Annotated in this window: 16 protein-coding genes; 8 read left to right on the top strand and 8 right to left on the bottom strand. The window is 71.7% G+C overall.

The window, feature by feature from the left end; translation table 11 throughout:
• Window positions 1–80 precede the first annotated feature (80 nt).
• The gene (locus tag AYL44_RS00385) at window positions 81–1217 is read right to left on the bottom strand and encodes an ROK family transcriptional regulator (protein WP_064001299.1); all 1137 of its coding nucleotides are present in this window, start codon (window positions 1215–1217) and stop codon (window positions 81–83) included.
• Between the two features lie 106 nt (window positions 1218–1323).
• On the opposite strand from AYL44_RS00385, the gene AYL44_RS00380 reads away from it, so the two are divergent.
• Together AYL44_RS00380 and AYL44_RS00375 are read left to right on the top strand one after the other, a co-directional pair.
• Entirely contained in the window at window positions 1324–1722 is a 399-nt protein-coding gene (locus AYL44_RS00380; protein ID WP_064001298.1) for a YrdB family protein, read from the top strand.
• A complete protein-coding gene (locus tag AYL44_RS00375) occupies window positions 1719–3086 on the top strand; it encodes an FAD-binding oxidoreductase (RefSeq protein ID WP_064001297.1) in 1368 nt (455 codons plus the stop codon). The genes AYL44_RS00380 and AYL44_RS00375 overlap by 4 nt, the downstream gene beginning before the upstream one ends.
• Here the strand turns inward: AYL44_RS00375 and AYL44_RS00370 are convergent.
• Window positions 3077–3700, bottom strand: a complete 624-nt coding sequence (locus AYL44_RS00370; protein WP_064001296.1) for a hypothetical protein — start codon at window positions 3698–3700, stop codon at window positions 3077–3079. The two genes, AYL44_RS00375 and AYL44_RS00370, sit on opposite strands and share 10 nt — an antisense overlap.
• A gap of 117 nt (window positions 3701–3817) precedes the next feature.
• On the opposite strand from AYL44_RS00370, the gene AYL44_RS00365 reads away from it, so the two are divergent.
• The 3 genes from AYL44_RS00365 to AYL44_RS00355 all read left to right on the top strand — a co-directional run bounded on the left by AYL44_RS00365 (window position 3818) and on the right by AYL44_RS00355 (window position 6305).
• Entirely contained in the window at window positions 3818–4249 is a 432-nt protein-coding gene (locus AYL44_RS00365) for a hypothetical protein (RefSeq protein WP_064001295.1), read from the top strand.
• 111 nt (window positions 4250–4360) lie between these two features.
• Window positions 4361–5785 (top strand): L,D-transpeptidase family protein, encoded by a 1425-nt coding sequence (locus tag AYL44_RS00360; RefSeq protein ID WP_064001294.1) that lies wholly within the window; start codon window positions 4361–4363, stop codon window positions 5783–5785.
• A 67-nt stretch (window positions 5786–5852) separates the two neighbouring features.
• Complete coding sequence (locus AYL44_RS00355; RefSeq protein ID WP_064001293.1) at window positions 5853–6305, top strand: GNAT family N-acetyltransferase; 453 nt, start codon at window positions 5853–5855, stop codon at window positions 6303–6305.
• 63 nt (window positions 6306–6368) lie between these two features.
• Here the strand turns inward: AYL44_RS00355 and AYL44_RS00350 are convergent, their stop codons facing one another.
• Window positions 6369–8585 carry an NADP-dependent isocitrate dehydrogenase gene (locus AYL44_RS00350; RefSeq protein ID WP_064001292.1) on the bottom strand — a complete coding sequence of 739 codons (2217 nt, stop codon included), beginning with the start codon at window positions 8583–8585 and terminating at the stop codon, window positions 6369–6371.
• A gap of 136 nt (window positions 8586–8721) precedes the next feature.
• Between AYL44_RS00350 and AYL44_RS00345 the strand changes: the two genes are divergently transcribed.
• The 3 genes from AYL44_RS00345 to AYL44_RS00335 are packed head-to-tail and all read left to right on the top strand — an operon-like array spanning window position 8722 to window position 13128.
• On the top strand, window positions 8722–9690 hold the full coding sequence (locus AYL44_RS00345; protein ID WP_064001291.1) for an acetylxylan esterase: 969 nt from the start codon (window positions 8722–8724) through the stop codon (window positions 9688–9690).
• Window positions 9691–9694: 4 nt separating this feature from the next.
• Window positions 9695–12208 carry a glycoside hydrolase family 2 protein gene (locus AYL44_RS00340; RefSeq protein ID WP_064001290.1) on the top strand — a complete coding sequence of 838 codons (2514 nt, stop codon included), beginning with the start codon at window positions 9695–9697 and terminating at the stop codon, window positions 12206–12208.
• Window positions 12205–13128, top strand: coding sequence for an N-acetylglucosamine kinase (locus AYL44_RS00335; protein ID WP_064001289.1), 924 nt, complete (start codon window positions 12205–12207; stop codon window positions 13126–13128). Before AYL44_RS00340 ends, AYL44_RS00335 begins: the two co-directional genes overlap by 4 nt.
• Window positions 13129–13298: 170 nt before the next feature.
• Here the strand turns inward: AYL44_RS00335 and AYL44_RS00330 are convergent, their stop codons facing one another.
• The 5 genes from AYL44_RS00330 to AYL44_RS00310 all read right to left on the bottom strand — a co-directional run bounded on the left by AYL44_RS00330 (window position 13299) and on the right by AYL44_RS00310 (window position 20983).
• Window positions 13299–15110, bottom strand: coding sequence for an ABC transporter ATP-binding protein (locus tag AYL44_RS00330; protein WP_064001288.1), 1812 nt, complete (start codon window positions 15108–15110; stop codon window positions 13299–13301).
• On the bottom strand, window positions 15107–16927 hold the full coding sequence (locus tag AYL44_RS00325; RefSeq protein WP_064001287.1) for an ABC transporter ATP-binding protein: 1821 nt from the start codon (window positions 16925–16927) through the stop codon (window positions 15107–15109). Before AYL44_RS00325 ends, AYL44_RS00330 begins: the two co-directional genes overlap by 4 nt.
• A 314-nt stretch (window positions 16928–17241) precedes the next feature.
• The gene (locus AYL44_RS00320) at window positions 17242–17733 is read right to left on the bottom strand and encodes a methylated-DNA--[protein]-cysteine S-methyltransferase (RefSeq protein WP_064001286.1); all 492 of its coding nucleotides are present in this window, start codon (window positions 17731–17733) and stop codon (window positions 17242–17244) included.
• Window positions 17730–19235: an AlkA N-terminal domain-containing protein gene (locus tag AYL44_RS00315; protein ID WP_064001285.1), complete on the bottom strand. Its 1506-nt coding sequence runs from the start codon at window positions 19233–19235 to the stop codon at window positions 17730–17732. Before AYL44_RS00315 ends, AYL44_RS00320 begins: the two co-directional genes overlap by 4 nt.
• A 68-nt stretch (window positions 19236–19303) precedes the next feature.
• Window positions 19304–20983 (bottom strand): ABC transporter substrate-binding protein, encoded by a 1680-nt coding sequence (locus AYL44_RS00310; RefSeq protein WP_064001284.1) that lies wholly within the window; start codon window positions 20981–20983, stop codon window positions 19304–19306.
• Window position 20984: the final 1 nt, after the last annotated feature.

Genomic DNA, 20984 nt, shown 5'->3' with positions numbered 1-20984 from the left:
AGCGGTTCCTTCACTGTGTGGGATGCGGCGACCCGGGCGGATCGTCGCGGGAGATGCGGGTGGAGCGGGTGATGCCGGGGTCAGGACACGCCGAGACGGCCGGACAGGACCATGACGGCCGCACCGCGCAGGACGATGTCCTCGCTGTGGGTCGACATGCGCACCTGGAGCCCGTCGTGGAACGTGGCGAGGGTCCGGGTGCGTACCGTCTCGGCGGCAGCCTCGGCGAGGGTGCCGCCGAGCAGGTCGGCGGGGCCGGAGAGGGCGATCTCCGACAGATCGAGGGCGCCGACGATCGGCGCGAGGGCGATGCCGAGGCGCTCGCCGGCGTCGCGGAGCACGCCCTGCGGGTCGTCCGCGGCGGCGAGCCGCTCGGTGAGGGCGGGGACCGCGAGCCAGGCCTCGAGGCATCCGATCTTGCCGCAGGCGCACGCCGGGCCGCCGTCGGTGCCGACCGTCACGTGTCCGATCTCGCCCGCGGCGAAGCGGGCGCCGGCGAGCGGCTCGCCGCCGGTGAGGAGCCCCGCACCGACACCGCGGCCGACCCGGACGAGGATGACGTCGTCGCCCGCTCCCCCGAACGTGTGCTCGGCGAGGACGGCCGCGTTCGCGTCGTTGGCGACGAGGACGGGGAGACCGAGCTCGGCCTCCAGCTGCCCGGCGAGATCGACGTCCGTCCACCCGAATCCGGGCGCCGCGAGCACGACGCCGCGGTCGTCGACGACACCGGGCGTGCCGACGCCGAGGCCGAGCACCGGCGCGTGCGCGTCGGCGATGACGTCGCGCGCGAGGCGGACGATCGCGGCGAAGACGTCGCTGCGATCGGCGGGTACGTCGACGGCGTGCCGGGCGACGATCTCGCCGTCGAGGGTGAGCACGGCGCCGGCGAACTGCTCACTGCCCGACAGGTCGAGTCCGGCGATGCGGTGGCCGTCGCGGTCGATGTCGACGAGGATCGCCGGTTTTCCGGGACCGGATGCCTCGCGCACCCCCTGCTCGATCACGTAGCCGTCGTCGATGAGGCCGGCGACGAGGTCCGAGATCGTGACGCGGGTGAGGCCGGTCTCGCGGGCGAGGTCGGCGCGGCTCATGGCGCCCTGCGTGAAGAGCGCCTGGAGCACGAGCGCGCGGTTGTGGGCGCGGGCGTGCTCGGGCAGGATCTTGCCGGCGGTGCGGCGGCTGCGGGTCGCGGGGGCGGGTCGCGTCGGGGTCGACATGTTTGTTAGTAGACCTTACGAATAGGGTCGCCACAAGATGCCCGACCCTGTTTGCGAGCAGTCTTAACAAACTCGTTACACTTCCCCGCCCGCGTAGGATCGAACCATGTCCGAGCTCCCCCACGTCCGGCCCGAACGACCCGCGGAGCCCGCACCCGCCGCGACCGCCCCGGCGCGTCTGTCGGGACTCGACCTCCTCAGCTTCCTGTGCGCGATGTTCGCCGTCGTGTCGCTCGCCATCTGGGGTTTCACGGCGTGGGATGCTCCGTGGAACGTCGTCCTCGGCATCGCGACCCCGCTCGCCACCCTCATCGTCTGGGGCCTGTTCGCCTCACCGCGCGCCGTGGTCCGGGTCCACCCGTTCGTGCGCGGCCTCGTGGAACTGCTCATCTACCTGTCGGCGACGATCGCATGGTGGAGCGCCGGTCAGGCCTGGATCGGCCTGGGCTTCGCGCTCGTCGCCGTCGTCGTCGGCGTCCTGGCGGGTCGTCGACGGCTGTCGTGACCGACGTCGTCGACCGCCTCCGCGACGCGCTCGGCGAGCGCGTCGACACGAGCGAGGCCGCCCTCGAAGACGCCCGCGCCGACAAGTCGGGACACCGCGCGTCGGGACGACCGCTCGCGCTTGTGCGGGCGGCATCCGTCGCGGACGTGCAGACCACGATGCGGATCGCATCCGCCACGGGCACGCCGGTCGTCACCCGCGGCGCCGGCACGGGCCTCGCCGGCGGCGCGAACACCGGCTCGGGCGAGATCGCCCTGTCGCTGCGCGGCATGGACCGCATCCTCGAGGTGCGGCCCGACGACCTTCTCGCCGTCGTCGAACCCGGCATCCTCAATGCGGATCTCGGCCGCGCCCTCGCTCCCCACGGCCTGTGGTGGGCGCCCGACCCCGCCAGTCGCGAGATCTCCACCGTCGGCGGGAACATCGCCACGGGGGCGGGCGGACTGCTCTGCGCGAAATACGGCGTCGTCCGCGACGCGGTGCTCGCGCTCGACGTGGTCCTCGCCGACGGGCGCCTCATTTCGACCGGCCACCGCAGCGTGAAGGGTGTGACCGGCTACGACCTGACCGCGCTGATGATCGGCTCGGAGGGCACGCTCGGGGTCGTCGTGGGTGCGACGCTCAAGCTCCGACGGCTCGTGCCGGGGCAGTCCCGCACTCTGACCGCGCAGTTCGCCGATGTGCGCGCCGCCGCCGCGGGTGCTGCCGCCGTGACCGCCGCCGGGGTGCAGCCCGCGATCATGGAGCTGATGGATGCCGTGAGCCTGGCAGCCGCGCACGCACTGCTCGGGCTGCCGAGCCCCGCTCCGGGAGCGACGCAGCTCACGGTCCAGACCGACGGCGTCGCCGCCGCCGCGGAACAGGCGGAGATCGCCGAGATCCTCACCGCCGCGGGCGGCGCGGTGCGCCTGGCCACCGACGACGCCGAAGCCGCGCAGCTGTGGGCGGTGCGCCGGGCGATGCACCCCGCGATGGAGAGCCTCGGGACGGCGCTCATCGAAGACGTGTCGGTGCCGCGCAGCGCCCTTCCGGCGATGTTCGACGAGATCGCGCGCATCGAGGCGGAGTTCGGCCTCACGATCCCGACCGTCTGCCACGCCGGCGACGGCAACCTACACCCCAACTTCATCTTCGACGGCGACGAGGTCCCCGAGCGCGTCTGGCAGGCCGCCGACGCGCTCTTCCGCGCCGCGCTCGCCCTCGGGGGCACCCTCACCGGGGAGCACGGGATCGGCGTCCTCAAGAGCCGGTGGCTCGCCGACGAGATCGGCGACGATCAGTGGGCGTTGCAGCGCGGCATCAAGGCCGTGTTCGATCCGGCCGGCATCCTCAATCCGGGCAAGGTGTTCGCCGCTCAGCCGTGACGCGCGGTCGCGCCGGCCGCCGCGGTCGTCTCGCGCGGCGCGGCGGGACTCGTCGTCACCGCCAGCACCATGGAAACGATGCCGACGACGCCCGGGATGGTCGCGGGCAGCACGCCGACGGGTCCGCCCGCCCCCGGAGCGACGACCGGGACGGCGGCGAACACGATCGCCAGGAGGAGACCGAGCACGAGTGCGGCCAGCGGGATGCGGCTCCACGGCTGCGGGATGACCCCGAGGCGGAGGATCGCGATCGCCCCGCCGATCGCGAGCACGAACGCGACGACGTCGCCGAGTGCAGCCGTCGACTCGGCGCCGGCTCCGGCGGCGTAGCCGGTCGGCCCCGCCCACCACACGGCGTGCGCGACGACGAACGCCGCCAGCAGGAACAGCACCCCCATCCCCGCGGGGTGCCGTGCCACGACGCTCTCGTGCGCCCGGACCCCGAAGGCGTACACGACGCAGGCCGCGGCGACCAGGAGGGCACCGCCGAGCTCGAGGGGCACCGAGACGGGATCATCCGCTTGCACCGCGAGCGAGGCGAGGACGGCGAGGGCGCTCTGGAGGAGCAGGAGGAGCCCTCCGATGAGCCACGACCACACCGTTGTGCGCTGCATGGCCACACCCTACGACCCGCGCCGCCCCAGTGTCATCCGACGTACCGCCCCCGGTCCACCGTTCCCTCAGGGCGATCGTGGCAGTCTCGAACGGTCCCGTCCTCGAGGAGGTCCGCCGTGCCCGCATCCCGCTCCGTCCGCACGACCGGTGCGCTGGTCGTGGCCGGCCTTGTCGCGCTGGGCGGCGCCGCGTGCACGTCGTCGTCGCATCCCGAGGCGGACGGCCAGAGCGTCGCCGCCGCGTGCGCGACCCTCGCCGACTCGGTCGAGCAGGCGATGACGGCGTTCACCGAGGCGGATGCCGCCGACCCGACCGCCGCGGCGCAGGCGACCGCCGAGGTGCGCGACGGTCTCGCCGCCGCGGTGACGTCGATCGGCAACGCACGCGTCGAGGCCGTCGCGGCCGATCTGCGGGCGGGGTTCGACGTCCTCGCCGAGGCCACCGCCGCGGCCTCGAAGGGGGACATCGCCGGCGCGACGGGACTCGCCGACGCCACCGATCGCATCCGCACCGGCCTCGCCGAGTATCACGATCTGTGCAGCGGATGATCGGTGATCCGCCCTCGTCACGTACCATTTCCTGAAGCGACATTCGCCTGACGACGAGACCCCGGATCCCCGTGGCGTCCGGAACGCCGGGCCGCAGCTCGGGGGAGACCGATGTCGGAGATCATCACACGCCGGGACACCGGCGACACGCCCGCCTCGGGCGAGCACCTCGACGTGCGCTGGGCTCCCGCCGAGCCCGCGCCGCGCCCCCGTCGCCTCTGGCTGAAGATCGGTCTGCCCGCCGCCGCGGTCGTGGCGGCCACGGCGGTCTGCTCCCTCGTGCTGATCGCTCCCGGCACGACCGCCGCCGGCGTCCCCGTCGGCGGACAGACGGTGGGCATGGCCGCCGACTCCATCTCTTCCCGGCTCTCCTCGATTCAGGTCTCCCTGGGCGACGGCGGCCCGACGGTGTCCGCCGCCGACCTCGGCGCGACCGTCGACGCTTCCACTCTCGCCGACGAGGCCTTCGCGGGCAGCCCCCTCTGGAACGTCTCGGCGTGGTTCGCCGAGTACGGCACGCCGACGGTCACCCTGAACGCCGAGCGCGCCGCGACGACGCTGCGCGCCGCGCTCCCCGACGCGTACGTGGATCCCACTCCCGCCGCGGTGTCCTTCCAGGACGGCGCCTACGTCAGCACGCCCGCCGTCGACGGCACGGGCATCTCGCTCGCCGCCGTCAGCGACGCCCTCGGGTCCGCTCTCGCCTCGGGCGCCTCCACGGCGACGGTCGACGCGACTCCCGAAGCCGTCCCCGCCACCGTGACGACGGCCGCTGCCGAATCCGCCGTCGAGCGCCTCAACGGCATGATCGCCGAGGCGGGTTTCTACGCGGGCGACGACCGTGCGGTCCCCGTCTCCGCCGCGGAGCTCGCCTCGTGGCTGACCGTCGAGAGCGACGCCTCCGGCGCCTTCACGATCACCGCCGACGCCGCCGCGATCCAGCTCGCCGTCGACAAGCTCCCCGAAGTCGTCAACCAGGACCCGGTCACGGCCCAGGTGCTCGCGAACGAGGCCGGTGAGGTCCTGACCGCGATCGTCGAAGGCCAGGACGGGCGCGTGCTGGGCGACACGTCCGGCGTCGCGCGCGACTTCGCCGACCAGCTCGCGACGGGCGACGCGTCGTACGCGCTGCCGGTCGACGTCACGCCGCGGGAGACCGTGAGCACGGTGCGCCTGGCCGAGGTCGACCTGGGCGAGCAGCGTCTGTACCTGAAGGAGAACGGCAAGGTCGTCGACACCTGGCTCATCTCGAGCGGTCGCGACGGCGCGGTGACCTTCACGGGCCACTACTCCATCGGCTGGCGCACGCCCCTGCAGGACATGACCGGCACTTCCCGCGACACCGGGACGAAGTACACGCAGCCCGACGTGCCGTGGGTGATGTACTTCAACGGCAACCAGGCCTTCCACGGCGCCTACTGGCACAACAACTTCGGCAACCAGATGAGCGCCGGCTGCGTGAACATGCCGCCCGCCCTCGCGAAGAAGCTCTACGACTGGATGCCCGACGGCGGCGACGTCTGGATCCACTCCTGAGCGTCATCTGACGACCCGCATTCGTCGGCCCCGTGCGATGGGCTGCGATCACGGTTAGCCTGTGCTCATGGCTGACCTCCGCGTGGAAGAACTGTCGGCGTCGACGATCGTCGCCGTGAACACCCTCTCGCTCAAGCCGGGCCAGGAACGCTTCATCGCGCCCGAGAGCTACGCGATCGCCGCAACGGTGGTCGACCCCGCCACCTCGTGGCAGCGTGTGATCCTCGACGGTGACGAGGTGGTCGGCTTCGTGAGCGCCGGCTTCGACGCCGACGCCCCGCACGAGCACTTCCGCTCGGTGCTGTGGCGGATCAACGTGGATGCCGACGACCAGGGTCGCGGCGTCGGCCGCTACGCCGTCGAGCAGCTCACGAACGAGGCCCGCGCGCGCGGGTTCGATCACGTGAACGTCATCTACGAGGCCGGTGAGGGCGGTCCCGACGCGTTCTTCCGCCGCGTCGGCTTCACCCCCGTCGACGAGACCGAGTACGGCGAGGTCGTCGCGCAGATCCGGCTCTGACGCTCCCCCGAACGCACGGATGCCCCGGCCCGCTCTCGCGGCCGGGGCATCCGTCTGTGCGGATCAGAGTCCGTCGATGATGCCGTTCAGCGTCGCGGAGGGCCGCATGACCTTCTCGACCAGCGCCGGGTCGGGACGGTAGTAGCCGCCGATCTCGGCGGGCGAGCCCTGCACGGCGACCAGCTCGGCGACGATGGTCTCCTCGCCGGCGGTCAGCGCCTCGGCAACCGGGGCGAACGCCGCCGCGAGCTCGGCGTCGACGGTCTGGCGCGCCAGCTCCTGCGCCCAGTAGGTCGCGAGGTAGTAGTGGCTGCCGCGGTTGTCGATCGTGCCGAGGGCACGGCCCGGCGACTTGTCCTCTTCGAGGAAGGTCCCGGTCGCGGCGTCGAGCGTGTCGGCGAGGACCTTCGCGTGCGGGTTGCCGGTGTAGTCGGCGAGGTGCTCGAAGGATGCCGCCAGCGCGAAGAACTCGCCGAGCGAGTCCCACCGCAGGTAGTTCTCCGCGACCAGCTGCTGCACGTGCTTGGGGGCCGAGCCGCCCGCGCCGGTCTCGAACAGTCCGCCGCCGGCCAGCAGCGGAACGATCGAGAGCATCTTGGCGCTCGTGCCGACCTCGAGGATCGGGAAGAGGTCGGTGAGGTAGTCGCGCAGGACGTTGCCGGTGACCGAGATGGTGTCCTCGCCGCGGCGGATGCGCTCGAGCGAGTAGCGGGTCGCGTCGGCCGGAGCGAGGATCTCGATCGTGAGACCGTCGGTGTCGTGCTCGGCGAGGTAGGTCTTCACCTTCGCGATGAGGTTCGCGTCGTGGGCGCGGTTCTCGTCGAGCCAGAAGACGGCGGGCGCACCCGTCGCACGCGCACGGGTGACGGCGAGCTTCACCCAGTCGCGGATGGCGACGTCCTTGGTCTGCGTCGCACGCCAGATGTCACCCGGCTGCACGGCGTGCGAGAGGAGGACCTCGCCCGCCGCGTTCACGACCTCGACGGTGCCGGCCGCGGCGATCTCGAACGTCTTGTCGTGCGAGCCGTACTCCTCGGCAGCCTGCGCCATGAGGCCGACGTTCGGCACGGAGCCGATCGTGGCCGGGTCGAGCGGACCGTTGGCGATGACGTCGTCGATCGTCGCCTGGTAGACGCCGGCGTACGAGGAGTCGGGGATGACGGCGATGGTGTCGCCCTCACCGCCGTCGGCACCCCACAGCTTGCCGCCGTTGCGGATGAGCGCCGGCATCGAGGCATCCACGATCACGTCGGAGGGGACGTGCAGGTTCGTGATGCCCTTGTCGGAGTTGACGTACGACAGGCGCGGGCCGTCAGCGATGGCCGCCTCGAACGCCGCGCGGATCTCGTCGCCGCCCTCGACGCCACCGAGACCGGCGAGGATCGCGCCGAGGCCGTCGTTCGGGGTCAGACCCGCGGCGGCGAGCGTGTCGCCGAAGCGCGAGAAGACATCGGCGAAGAACGCGCGGACGACGTGGCCGAAGATGATCGGGTCGCTGACCTTCATCATCGTGGCCTTGAGGTGCACGGAGTACAGCACGTCGTCGGCCGCGGCCTGGGCGATCGTGTCCGCGAGGAAGGCGTCGAGGGCCTTCGCCGAGAGGAACGTCGCGTCGACGACCTCACCGGGCAGGACCTTCAGGCCCGACTTCAGCTCGGTGACGGAGCCGTCCTCGCCCGTGAAACGGATCGTGAGGACGTCGTCGCTCTCGATGACCGTCGAGGTCTCGTTGGACTTGAAGTCGTCGTGACCGAGCGTCGCGACGCGCGTCTTCGAGCCCTCCGCGAACGGCTTGTTGCGGTGCGGGTGCTTGCGCGCGTAGTTCTTGACCGACAGCGGCGCGCGGCGGTCGCTGTTGCCCTCGCGCAGGACCGGGTTCACCGCGGAGCCCTTGATGCGGTCGTAGCGGGCGCGGACGTCCTTCTCGGCGACGTCCTTGGGCTCGTCCGGGTAGTCCGGGATGTCGTAGCCCTGGGACTGGAGTTCGGCGATGGCCGCCTTCAGCTGCGGGATGGATGCCGAGATGTTCGGCAGCTTGATGATGTTGGCCTCGGGGAGCGTCGCGAGACCGCCGAGCTCGGCAAGCGCGTCGCCGACCTGCTGCTCGGGGGTGAGGTTCTGGGGGAAGGCGGCGAGGATACGCCCCGCGAGCGAGATGTCGCGCGTCTCGATGCCGACGCCCGCCTTTCCGGCGAACGCTTCGACGATCGGCAGGAAGGACGCCGTCGCCAGCGCGGGAGCCTCGTCGGTGTAGGTGTAGATGATGGTGGAATCGGGCACGTGTCGTCTCCAAGAAAAGGGCGTCGCGGATCGGTCTCAGCGTATCGCACCACCCCCGTTTCTCTCGATGTCGAGATATCTCGGCGGGCGCGGACGACACCTGCGTGCGCGGCCGGATGACCGCTAGGGTGAGCGCGTGCCGCGCTTCGATCTGCCTCTGTCCGACCTCCGCGACTACCGCCCCGAGGTCCGCGTCCCCGCCGACTTCGACGACTTCTGGTCGACCACGATCGCGGGTGCTCGCGAGGCGGGCGGGGCGCCGGTCGTCACGCCCGTGACGACGCCGCTGCGCGGCATCGAGGCGTTCGACGTCACGTTCCCCGGGTTCGCCGGCGACCCGGTCAAAGGCTGGCTGCTCCTGCCCGCGCACCGCGATGGGGCGCTGCCCGCCGTCGTCGAGTTCAACGGCTACGGCGGCGGACGCGGGCTCCCCGTCGAGCGGCTCGGGTGGGCGGCATCCGGGTACGCGCACTTCTTCATGGACACGCGCGGCCAGGGCAGCGCGTGGGGCGCGGGCGGGGCGACCCCCGATCCGCACGGCTCCGGCCCCGCCTTCCCCGGCTTCATGACGCGCGGCATCGACGACCCCGAGACCTACTACTACCGGCGCGTGTTCACCGACGCCGTGCGGGCGATCGACGCGGTCCGCACCCTTCCTGAGGTGGATGCCGCCCGCGTCGCCGTGACCGGGGGCAGCCAGGGCGGCGGCATCGCGATCGCCGCGGCCGCGCTGAGCGACGGGCTCGTCGCCGCCATGCCCGACGTGCCGTTCCTCTGCCACTTCGAGCGCGCCGTGGGCATGACCGGGCGCGACCCGTACGAGGAGGTCGCGCGGTACCTCGCCGTCCACCGCGGCGCCGAGGAGCGGGTCTTCGAGACGCTGGCGTACTTCGACGGGGTGAGCTTCGCCGCCCGGGCGGATGCGGCATCCCTCTTCTCCGTCGCGCTCCTCGACCCGATCTGCCCGCCGTCGACGGTGTTCGCCGCGTTCAACGCATGGGCGGGGGCGGACAAGGAGATCGAGGTGTTCCCCTTCAACGAGCACGAGGGCGGTCAGGCGCACCAGTGGCTGCGGCAGGCTGAGTTCCTCGCCGCGCGGGTCTGAGCGGATGAGTCTCTCGCGCCGTCACCTGCACACCGGATGGACTGTCCGCGCCGCGGCCGGCCCGATCCCCCACGCCCTCGCGGGTCTCACGGTGCCCGCCACCGTGCCGGGCGGCATCCACGCCGACCTCCTCACGGCGGACCTGATCCCCGACCCCTTCCACGGCGACAACGAGTCGCTGCTCGCATGGATCGGTCTCGTGGACTGGACCTACCGGACCACCTTCGCGTGGACGCCCGACGGCAACGACCGGCACGACCTCGTCTTCGACGGGCTCGACACGGTGGCGACGATCCGCCTGAACGGCGCGGTCATCGGGGAGGTCGCCAACCAGCACCGCTCCTACCGGTACGACGTGACCGCCCTCCTGCGGGACGGAACGAACGAGCTGGAGGTCGCCTTCCGGGCACCGGTCCCCTACGCGAACCAGGCGAGCCTCGACCTCGGAGCGCGACCCCGCCCCTATCCGCTGCCGTACGAGGCGATCCGCAAGTCCGCCTGCAGCTTCGGGTGGGACTGGGGCATCGCGACGTACACGAGCGGGATCTGGAAAGCCGTTCACCTCGAATCCTGGTCGACAGCGCGCCTCGCGCAGGCTCGCGTCGTGGCGTCACCCGAGGGCGATGGAGGCCGGGTAGCCGTCGACGTCGTGCTGGAACGGACGGATGCCGGTGGACACCCGGCCGCGGTGCGCCTGACCGTGCGGGGGCCGGGCGCCGAAGGCAGTGCGGTGGCGACGCTCGGGGGCAGGGAGGGCCGCGTCGAGGTCGAGCTCCCCCACGTCGAGCGCTGGTGGCCGGTCGGCTACGGGGATCAGCCGCTCTACACGGTCGAGGTCAGCCTGGAAAACGACGGCGTCGTCATCGACGCCACCTCACGCCGTGTCGGGTTCCGAACGGTGAAATGGAACACCGAACCGGATGCGGCCGGCACCCCCTACGAGCTCCACGTGAACGACTGTCCCGTCTTCGTGAAGGGCGTGAACTGGATCCCGGACGATGCGCTTCCCGTCCGCGTCGACCGCGACCGTTACGCACGCCGCCTGCGGCAGGCCGTCGAAGCGAACGTCAACCTGGTCCGCGTCTGGGGCGGCGGACTCTACGAGTCCGATGACTTCTACGAGCTCGCGGACGAGATGGGTCTGCTCGTCTGGCAGGACTTCCTCTTCGCCTGCGCGGCGTACCCCGAGGAGGAGCCGCTGCGCTCCGAGATCGAGGCCGAAGCGCGCGAGAACATCGTGCGCCTGGCGTCGCATGCTTCGCTCGTACAGCTCGTCGGCAACAACGAGAACCTGTGGGGCTTCGAGGAATGGGGCTGGAAGTCGAGCCTCGACGGGAAGACCTGGGGGGCGACGTACTACTACGAGCTCTTCCCGGCGATCATCGCAGAACTCGCTCCTCACGTACCGTATGCGCCCGGTAGCCCCTTCAGCCCGGAGACGGGATGGGATGCCGCATCGGGTCGGCAGACCGGGCCGCACCCGAACGACGAGACGCGCGGCAGCGTTCACCTCTGGGCGCAGTGGAACTTCCGCGACTGGGCGACCTATCGCGAGCACACGCCGCGATTCGTGGCGGAGTTCGGGTGGCAGGCGCCGCCGGCCTGGACGACGCTGACAGGCTCCGTCGACGACGACCCGCTGACGCCGGAGTCACCGGGCATGATCGTCCACCAGAAGGCGATCGACGGCAACAAGAAGCTGACGAACGGGCTGCTCCCCCATTTCCGCGTCCCGGCGGACATGGAGACCTGGCACTGGGCGATGCAGCTCAACCAGGCCCTCGCCGTCGGAGCCGCACTGGATCATTTCCGGTCGTGGGCGCCGCACACGATGGGCGCGATCGTCTGGCAGCTCAACGACTGCTGGCCGGTGACGTCGTGGGCCGCGATCGACGGGGCCGAGCGGGTGAAACCGCTTTACCACGCGATGAAGCGTGCCTTCACGCCGCGCGTCGTGACCGTGCAGCCGCGCAACGCGGACCTCGTAGCGGTCCTCGGTAACGACACCGATGAGCCGTGGTGCGCCGTGGTGCGTCTGCGGCGGATGACGTTCGGCGGCGATGTGCTCGCCGAGACGGTCACCGACGTGACGGTCGAGCCGCGCGGCACGCTCGCCGTCCCGATCGACACTGCACTCGCGACCGCGAGGGATGCCACGGGTGAGGTGCTCGTCGTCGACGCGGAAGGCGAGCGCGGGTTCTGGTACTTCGCCGAGCCGCGCGACTCGACCCTCGGGGACTCAGGCCTGTCCGTCTCGACGCGGGCCGTCCTCGGCGGGACGGAGGTGAGCATCACCGCGGCCGGGTTCGCCCGCGACGTGAGCCTGCTCGCCGACAAGGTGCATCCGTCGGCTCAGCCCGAAGACGGGCTGCTGACGCTGCTCCCGGGCGAGACGGGACGGATCTTCGTGCGCCACGGCGACGACATCCTGCTCGACGCGGATGCCGTGGCCGACCCGCGCGTGCTCCGGTCGGCGAACCAGCTGGTGGTCGGCACGGGGACGGGAGACGCACGATGACCGGGCGCACCGTCCTGGCGATCGATGCCGGCCAGAGCGGCATGAAGGTACGGATCGAGGCGGATGGGCGTCGCGAGGAGTGGGGATCCGGCGGCATCCACACCAGCACCGACCTTCTCCCGCAGCTCGCGCAGGTCGTCCGCGACGCGGCCGCCCGTTCCAGAGTCATCCCCGACCTCGTGACGGCAGGCGTCTCGGGTCTCACCGACCGGGAGTCCGATGCCGGCGCCCTCCTGGCGCTCGTCGCGGCCGAAGGTGTGCGGGGTGTCGTTCTCGCCCACGACTCCACGACCTCATTCCTGGGCGCCCTCGGCGACCGCCCGGGCGTCGTGGTCGCCTCGGGGACCGGCGTCGTCACTCTCGGCGTGGGCGCGACGACGACCGCGCGCGTCGACGGCTGGGGCTGGATCATGGGCGACGCCGGGAGCGGGTACTGGATAGGCCGCGAGGCCCTCGACGCCGTCATGCGCGCGTTCGACGGTCGGGGGCCTGCGACGACGCTGACGGATGTCGCCCGCGACCTCTGGCCCGACCTCACCCAGGCGTACATCGAGCTCCAGTCGAACCACGATCGCGTTCGCGTCGTGGCGTCGCTGGCGCGCGATGTCGCCGCCGCGGCCGACGCAGGAGACGCGGTCGCGCTCGACATCTCTGCTCGCGCGGCCGTGGAATTGGCGCACAGCGTGCGGACGGCGGCATCGAGGGTGCGCAGCGATCATACGACGCTCCCCGTCTGCGCGATCGGCGGCGTCTTCTCCTCGGCCCCGCTCCGGGACGCGTTCGCACGAGAGCTCGACGCAGAGTCCCACCTCACGCTGGTGGATCCCGCCGGCGTCGGCATCGACGGCGCCGTCGCCCTCGCGCGCCTCGACCCACGGCATCCGCTCGGCACCGTCGTCCACCGCGCCGGCGCGATCTGACCCGCGGCCGGCGTCCGGCGTGCCGAGTGCAGGTTCAGAAGACTCCGACCGCAGGCTGCGCGCGGTGACGGGCGCCTGAACCTGAATCCGGCACGGACGGCACACCCCGAACGACGGATGCCGGGGCCCCGACTTCGGGCCCCGGCATCCGTCAGCGGCTCAGCGCCGGCTCAGACGAGCGATTCGCGCCAGGCGCGGTGCAGCTGCGCGAACTTGCCCGTGCCGGCGATGAGGGCGTCGGGGGTGTCGTCCTCGATGATCCGGCCGTGCTCCATGACGAGCACGCGGTCGGCGATCGCGACCGTCGACAGACGGTGCGCGATGATGATCGCCGTGCGGTCGGCGAGCAGGGTGCCGAGGGCCTCCTGGATCTGCCGTTCGCTCGGGATGTCGAGCGACGCCGTCGCCTCGTCGAGGATCAGCACCGCGGGGTCGGCGAGGAACGCGCGCGCGAACGAGATCAGCTGACGCTGACCGGCAGAGACGCGACCGCCGCGCTTGTTCACGTCGGTGTCGTACCCGTCGGGCAGCTTCTCGATGAAGGCGTCCGCACCGACCGCGCGGGCCGCCGCACGGATCTCGTCCATCGTCGCGTCGGGCTTGCCGAGGGCGATGTTGTCCGCGACGGTCCCGCTGAACAGGTACGCCTCCTGCGTGACCATGACGATCGCGCGGCGCAGGTCCTTCGGATGCAGCTCCCGCAGGTCGACGCCGTCGAGGGTCACGGCCCCCTTCGTCGGGTCGTAGAACCGCGCGACGAGCTTGGCGAGCGTCGACTTGCCGGCGCCCGTCGTGCCGACGAGGGCGATCGTCTGCCCGGCCGGGATGTCGAGCCGGAAGTGCGGCAGGATCGTCTTCGTCTCGGAGTACCCGAACGTCACGTCGTCGAAGCGCAGGTGGCCGGTCGCCTGGCGCAGGTCCACGGGTTTCGTCGGGTCGGGGACGGTCGGGTCCTCCTCGAGCACACCCGACACCTTCTCGAGCGCGGCCGTGGCGGACTGGTACGAGTTCAGGAAGAACGCGACCTCCTGCATGGGGGCGAAGAAGTTGCGCACGTAGAGCACCGCCGACAGCAGGAAACCGAGCTCGAGCGCACCGCTGACCACGCGCAGCCCGCCCCACAGCACGACGGCGGCGAGGGCGAACGAGGCGAGCGCCATCATGGCGGGCTCGAACGTGCCGAACAGGCGGATCGAGCGCATGTTGATGTCGCGGTAGTCGCTCGCGAGCCCGCCGAACTCGCCGTCGTTGGCCGGCTCCTTGCGGAAGGCCTTGACGGCGCGGACGCCGGTCATCGTCTCGACGAACTTGACGATCACCTTCGCGCTCACGACGCGCGATTCGCGGTAGACGACCTGCGAGCGCAGATAGAACCAGCGCATGAGGAAGAACAGCGGGATGCCCATGAAGGCGAGCACGAGGCCGGACTGCCAGTCGAGCAGGATCAGCGCGACGAGCGTGAACCCGCCGTAGAGCAGGCCCGAGACGAGCTCGTTGAGTCCGCCGTCGAGCAGCTCGCGGATCGTGTCGAGGTCGCTCGTCTGACGCGAGATGATGCGGCCGGACGTGTACGACTCGTGGAACTCGAGGCTGAGCTTCTGCGTGTGCAGGAAGATCCGCTTGCGGAGGTCCAGCATGACCGCCTGAGTCAGCCGCGCCACGACGACCGCGTACCACCCGATGAGGGCCGCACCGCCGATCGCAGTGACCAGGAACACCGCGACGACGGCGATCGTCGGCGTCCAGTCGGCTTCCTTCTGGACGGCCGGCAGCGCGTTCGCGATGCCCCAGCCGACGAGGGCGGGGCCGGCGACGCGGAGGACGGTCGAGATGACCAGCACGATGCCCGCGAGGACGAGCTGCATCTTCAGCGGCGTGACGAGCGACCCGAGCAGTCGCAGCGAGCGGCGCCGGATCTGCCGGCTCTCCTCGCGGGTGTAATCGGAGCGGTCTTCGCCGCTGGTGCCCGTGACGGTGCTCACAGGGACACCTCCCTCTTCTGCTGACGTTCCTGCTCGTCCTCGAGACTCGAGATGACGTGCCGGTAGTGCTCACTGGTGCGCAGGAGCTCGGAGTGCGTGCCGACGGCGGTGACACGGCCCTCTTCGAGGAGTGCGACGCGGTCGGCGAGCGTGACGGTGGACGGCCGGTGGGCGACCACGAGGGCCGTCGTCTCGGCGAGCACCACGCGGAGGGCGTCCTCGACGAGCGCCTCGGTGTCGACGTCGAGAGCCGACAGCGGGTCGTCGAGTACGAGGACGGCCGGGCGGGCGGCGACGGCGCGGGCCAGTGCGAGACGCTGACGCTGACCGCCCGAGAGGCTCAGCCCCTCTTCGCCGATGACGGTGTCGACGCCGTCGGGCAGGTCGTCGACGAACGCCGCCTGCGCGACCTGCAGGGCTTCGCGCAGGACGCGCTCACCCTCGGGGCTGTGCGGATCGAGGTCCTCACGACCGAGGAGCACGTTCTCGCGCACGGTCTGCGAGAAGAGCGTGGCGTCCTCGAAGGCCATGCCGACGTGACGGCGCAGTTCCGTGAGCGACAGGTCGCGCACGTCAACGCCGTCGATCAGGACGCGTCCCCCGGTGACGTCGTACAGGCGTCCGGGCAGCGTCGTGAGCGTCGTCTTGCCCGAGCCGGTGAGACCGACGAGCGCCATGGTCTCACCGGGCCGCAGTGACAGGTCGATGCCGTCGAGCAGGTCTCGCTCGGTGGCCGCGGCATCCTGATAGCGGAACCGCGCCCCCTCGAAGACCAGCTCGCCGCGGGGTTCAGCGATCGAGACGGGGTTCTCGGGGTCGACGATCGTGTTCTGCTCGTCGAAGACCTCGAAGATGCGGTCCGTCGCGGTCCGCGCGTCGACGAGGAACGAGAACAGGAACCCGATGGACTCGACGGGCCACCGCAGAATGGTCGCCATCGCGAAGAACGCGATGAGCGCCGCGGTGTCGATCTGCTCCACCGACACGAGGTAGATGCCCGCGCCCAGGCACAGCGCGAACGCGATGTCGGGGAGCAGCACCAGCCAGAACCAGATCCAGCCGACGGCCTTGGCCTTGCTGATCTCGGTCTCGCGGAGCGTCTCCGCCTGACGCGTGAACTTGCGCAGGGCGTGGCTGCCGCGGCCGAAGGCCTTCAGGACACGGATGCCGTGGACCGACTCCTCGACGGCGGTCGCCAGGTCACCGGCCTGGTCCTGGCTCTGCCGCGAGAGCATGCCGTATCGGTTCTCGAAGACGTAGCCGGCGATCCACAGCGGTGCGGAGACGACGACGAAGATCGTGCCGAGCAGCCAGTGCCAGCTGAACAGGATGACGGAGCCGACGACGATCGTGATCATGTTCACGACCAGCAGCACGACACCGAAGGCCATCCATCGACGGATGAGGCCGATGTCCTGCATCATGCGGCTGAGCAGCTGGCCGGACTGCCAGCGGTCGTGGAAAGCGACCGGCAGCCGCTGCAGGCGCGCGTAGAAGTCGGTGCGCAGCTCGTACTCGACGGCGGTGGCCGGGGCGAGCACGAACCAGCGGCGCGCCCACACCATGAGCGCCTCGAGGAGGCCGAGCAGCAGCACGGCGCCGGCGCCGAGGGCGATCAGCCACGGGTCACCCGAGGCGATGGGGCCGTTGGTGCCGACGATCTGTTCGAGCACGAGGGGGATGGTGAGACCCAGCAGACTCGCGATGAGCGCGCTGAGGGCGCCGAGCCCCAGGCGCGGGAGCACGGGCTTCGCGAAGGGGATGAGGCGGGCGAGGGAACGGGCGGTGGACAGACGGAGATGCGTCGAGGAGGTCATGATCCTGCACAGGTGAGGAGCGGATGCCGAAGCGGCGAGGAGCGCACGGGGGCGCGGACGATCGGGGTCTCGGGGACCCGTCGAGGGAGAACGATGAGGGGCGCGGGAAGCTTCCGCGCGAGGTCAGACCTCGGTCGTCATCCCCGACGGACGGGGCGTCCGGCGACGAGGAAGGCGGCGGACTTCGTGTAGACGATCTCCGGGGACATGGCTTCCTCCTTGATGGGGCCGGACAGGGCCCCCGCGGCGTGCGGGAGCCCTCCAGGATATCCCTGAGGATTCGCTGTAAGCAAGCGCTTACTCAGATGGATTGATCATTTCCCCGCTTCGCGCTGCAGCAGGCTCTGCTTCACATGCAGCCCCCACGCGAACCCGCCGAGCGCTCCCCCGGTGCGCAGGACCCGGTGGCACGGGACGAACAGCGCCGGCGCGTTCCGCGCGCAGATGGATGCCGCGGCCCGGACCGCGTTCGGCGATCCGAGGTGGGCCGCGAACTCGCGGTACGTGAGCGGCCCCCCGGCCGGGATGCGACGCAGGGCCGCCCACCCGGCGGCCTGCAGGGCGGTGCCGTACTGCATCACGGGCACGTCGTCGATCGCGGTGAGGTCGCCGTCGTAGTACGCGAGCGCCCGCGCCGCCGCCTGCGTCCGCCCCAGCGCGACGTGCGGCGGCAGGCGGTCCGCGCGGAGGCGCCCGAGGATGCGCTCGGGGTCGTCCGTCCACCCGGACGACAGCACCCGACCGTCGTCCTCGAGGATCGTGAAGGGGCCGTCGGGGGTGTCGATGGTCTGCAGGATCGCGGTCATGAGGCGGCCTTCCGGGAAGAGGGATCGAGGTCCACGGCACGCCAGGCCTGCGTGACGGGCGCGGCGTACCAGAGGTGCGCCATGAGGTAGCTGCGCCAGGGCGCGACCCGCGCCGACCAGGCGGTCAGGCCTTTCGCGTCCGACGGGATGCCGGCGGCCGCCGCTCCCGCCCGGGCCGCGACGTCTCCGGGCAGCAGGACGTCGGGGTCGCCGAGCACCCGCATGCGCACGTAGTCGGCGGTCCACGGCCCGATACCCGGGAGGGCGAGCAGGGCGGCGCGCTGTTCGTGGGTGTCGTCGCCGGGTCCGAGCCGGAGCGAGCCGTCGGCGAGGGCCGTCGCCGCGTGGACGATGGCGCGGATGCGCGCGCCCGGTCCCCGCAGCACCCCGGCACCGTGCTCGGCGACGGCCTGCGGCGTCGGGAACAGGACGGCGGGTCCGTGCGGCGTCTCGACGGGCTCGCCGAGGGCGGCGGCGAGGCGGCCCATCACCGTCCGCGCCGACGCGACGCTGATCTGCTGGCCGATCATCGCGCGGATGAGCATCTCGTCCGCGTCGATCGCTGCGGGCAGACGCACGCCGGGCACCCGCGCGACGAGGGGCCGCAGCTCGGGGTGCGCGGCGAGCGCCGCGTCGACGGCGGCGGGGTCGGCGTCGAGGTCGAACAGGCGACGGACGCGGGACAGGAGCGGGGCGAGGTCGCGCAACGAGGCAAGGTCGGCGCGCAGCCGCATCCGTCCCGCGGCATCCTGCCGCACCTCGAACCACGCCGGTCCGCCGTCCAGCCGGATCGTGCGCGCGAACGAGGCCGTCTCACCCACCTCGACACCCGGGATCGCATGGGCGCGCATCCACCCGAACAGGCCGACGGAGTCGAAGGGCTCGCGCACGGGCAGGACGAGGTCGATGCGGCCGGCGGCCGTGGTCCCGCCCCGCCGCCTCGCGCGCAGCTCGGTCGGCGACAGCGCGAAGACCTCGGTCATGGTGTCGTTGAACTGACGGATGCTGCCGAAGCCCGCCGCGAACGCGACGTCGGCCATCGGCAGCTCGGTGTCGACGAGCAGGGTCCGGGCCGTGTGCGCCCGGTGGGCCCGCGCGAGGGCGAGCGGGCCCGCCCCGAGCTCGGCGGCGAGCAGACGCGTGAGGTGGCGTTCTGAGTAGCCGAGACGCCGTGCGAGCCCGGGCACTCCTTCCCGGTCGATGACGCCGTCGGCGATCAGGCGCATCGCGCGACCGGCGACGTCGCCGCGGAGGTTCCACTGCGGCGAGCCCGGGGTCGCCTCGGGGAGGCAGCGTTTGCACGCGCGGAAACCGGCCTCGTGCGCGGCGGCGCTCGTCGGGTAGAAGGTGACGTTCGCGGCTTTCGGCGTGCGGGCCGGGCAGCTCGGTCGGCAGTAGATGCCGGTCGAGTGGACGGCGGTGACGAACTGTCCGTCGAACCGCGCGTCCCGCGCGTCGATCGCGCGGTACCGCTCGTCGAAGGTCATCGGCACGATCGTCATGGCTCCAGCCTGACACGCGCCACCGACGCCGACTCGCGGAAATCGGACACGACAGCGGATGCCGCGGTTCAGCCGGCGGGCGTCCACCCTGCGACGTCGGAGAGCAGCGGAGCGTCGTCACCGTCGCGCACCGTGACCCCGGTGACGTCGGGGGCGACGATCGTCACGCGCGGGACGGCGGCGAGCGGCCGTGCGACGGCGGCCTGCACGATCGTCGACTCGATCCGGGCGAGCAGATCCCGCGCGGCGTAGACGTCGACGGTCTGCTGGAGCGTCGAGATCAGCTCGTCGCGTGCGGGGTCGGCCTGGCCGACGAGGCTCGACGATCCGTCGGTGCCCCACTGCTGGGCGATGGCCCGAGGAGTCTGCGGCACGCGGACGCGCCGAATGACGGCATCCCACCCGGGCGCCTTCACGGCGGCGTCGAGGTCGTCCGTGGCGCAGTCGACGACGTCCCATCCCGCCTCGGCGGCCGCCGTCTTCAGAGCGCCGAACGCCCCCTTGGCGAAGCCGTTGCGGGAGTCGTAGAGGACGCACACGCGCGCGTCGTCGCGGACACCCGCCGCCGTCCGGTCCAGGGCGGCGTCGTCGGCCGGCGTGCCGAGTGCCTCGGCGAACCCGGAATCCTCCGTGACGACATCGAAGGCGCGGGACCCCGGCGCCGTGACCATCGACGTGGTCTTCGGGTACGCCTGCGCCCACTCGCCCGCACCGGCGGCGACCATCTCGTCGGCGGGGACGACGCGCAGGAATGCCGCGCGCGCGGCGCGCTCCGTGAAGACCCCGTCGGGGCTGAGGAGCAGCGTCCAGATGGTGCCGTCGTGCGTCGTCTGCACGACGAAGTCCCGTCGCTCGCGTTGACGGACGGCTTCCCGGTCGTCGGGGGTCGGGCTCAGGGAGACGATGTCGAGCGACTCCCCCACCGCCGCGACGGGATCGTCGCCGCGCGAGACGAGCTCGATGTCGGCGATCTTCGGCGCGGCCGCACCGGTGTAGGCCGGGTTGGGCGCCAGCGTGACGCTCGCGCCCTCGTCCTCGATGTCGGCGACGACGTAGGGGCCGCTCGAGAGCGCGAGGTCGGCGTCGACGGTATCGCCCGAGACGGCGAAGGCGGTGTTCCAGACCTCCGCGATCGCGGCGAGGGCACCGGCATCCCGATCGAGGACGGCGCGGATGACCGCCTGCTTCGCCTCCATGGGGTCGTCGAGGTCGAAGGCGCGCATGCCGACGGTGTGCGCCGGAGCGTCCGCCGACACGGCGGTCTGCCACGCGATGGTCGGTGCTGCGAACGTGACGTCGATCGACCGCGCGAACTCGTCGATCCTCGGACGGGGCGCCTCCAGCGCGGCATCCGACGGGCCGTCCTCGGACAGCAGACCCACGGATGCCGCCCACCCGAGGACGAGGTCGGCGGCGTCGAGCGGGATGCCGTCAGACCACGACGGCTCCGCCACGTCGTAACGGACGGTGAACGGGTCTTCTCGAAGGATGCGGACTGTGCCGAACGACTCGTCCGGGACGACCTCACCGTCCACGACGCGACCGAAGGACGATCGGGTCACCGCCGCGATGTCGCGGTTGGCCGGCGTCGGATCGACCCGGGCGTTCAGGGATGTCACCGGACCAGCCCAGCCGACGGTGACCGTGCTGTCGGGGACGACGGACGGCGGGAGCGCCGGCGCGCACGCGCTCAACGCCAGGACGGCGACCGCGACAGCAGCGACCGCGGTGCGGCGGGAAGCTCGCATC

It is taken from the genome of Microbacterium oleivorans, from assembly GCF_001644225.1.
Taxonomy (GTDB): domain Bacteria; phylum Actinomycetota; class Actinomycetes; order Actinomycetales; family Microbacteriaceae; genus Microbacterium; species Microbacterium gawkjiense.
This window is presented reverse-complemented; position numbering and strand designations above follow the sequence as displayed.

What these genes read in the sequence shown, in the direction of transcription:
- AYL44_RS00385 (WP_064001299.1), bottom strand. Translation starts at nt 1,217, where the DNA reads ATGTCGACCCCGACGCGACCCGCCCCCGCGACCCGCAGCCGCCGCACC.
- AYL44_RS00380 (WP_064001298.1), top strand. Translation starts at nt 1,324, where the DNA reads ATGTCCGAGCTCCCCCACGTCCGGCCCGAACGACCCGCGGAGCCCGCA.
- AYL44_RS00370 (WP_064001296.1), bottom strand. Translation starts at nt 3,700, where the DNA reads ATGCAGCGCACAACGGTGTGGTCGTGGCTCATCGGAGGGCTCCTCCTG.
- AYL44_RS00360 (WP_064001294.1), top strand. Translation starts at nt 4,361, where the DNA reads ATGTCGGAGATCATCACACGCCGGGACACCGGCGACACGCCCGCCTCG.
- AYL44_RS00355 (WP_064001293.1), top strand. Translation starts at nt 5,853, where the DNA reads ATGGCTGACCTCCGCGTGGAAGAACTGTCGGCGTCGACGATCGTCGCC.
- AYL44_RS00340 (WP_064001290.1), top strand. Translation starts at nt 9,695, where the DNA reads ATGAGTCTCTCGCGCCGTCACCTGCACACCGGATGGACTGTCCGCGCC.
- AYL44_RS00335 (WP_064001289.1), top strand. Translation starts at nt 12,205, where the DNA reads ATGACCGGGCGCACCGTCCTGGCGATCGATGCCGGCCAGAGCGGCATG.
- AYL44_RS00325 (WP_064001287.1), bottom strand. Translation starts at nt 16,927, where the DNA reads ATGACCTCCTCGACGCATCTCCGTCTGTCCACCGCCCGTTCCCTCGCC.
- AYL44_RS00320 (WP_064001286.1), bottom strand. Translation starts at nt 17,733, where the DNA reads ATGACCGCGATCCTGCAGACCATCGACACCCCCGACGGCCCCTTCACG.
- AYL44_RS00315 (WP_064001285.1), bottom strand. Translation starts at nt 19,235, where the DNA reads ATGACGATCGTGCCGATGACCTTCGACGAGCGGTACCGCGCGATCGAC.
- AYL44_RS00310 (WP_064001284.1), bottom strand. Translation starts at nt 20,983, where the DNA reads ATGCGAGCTTCCCGCCGCACCGCGGTCGCTGCTGTCGCGGTCGCCGTC.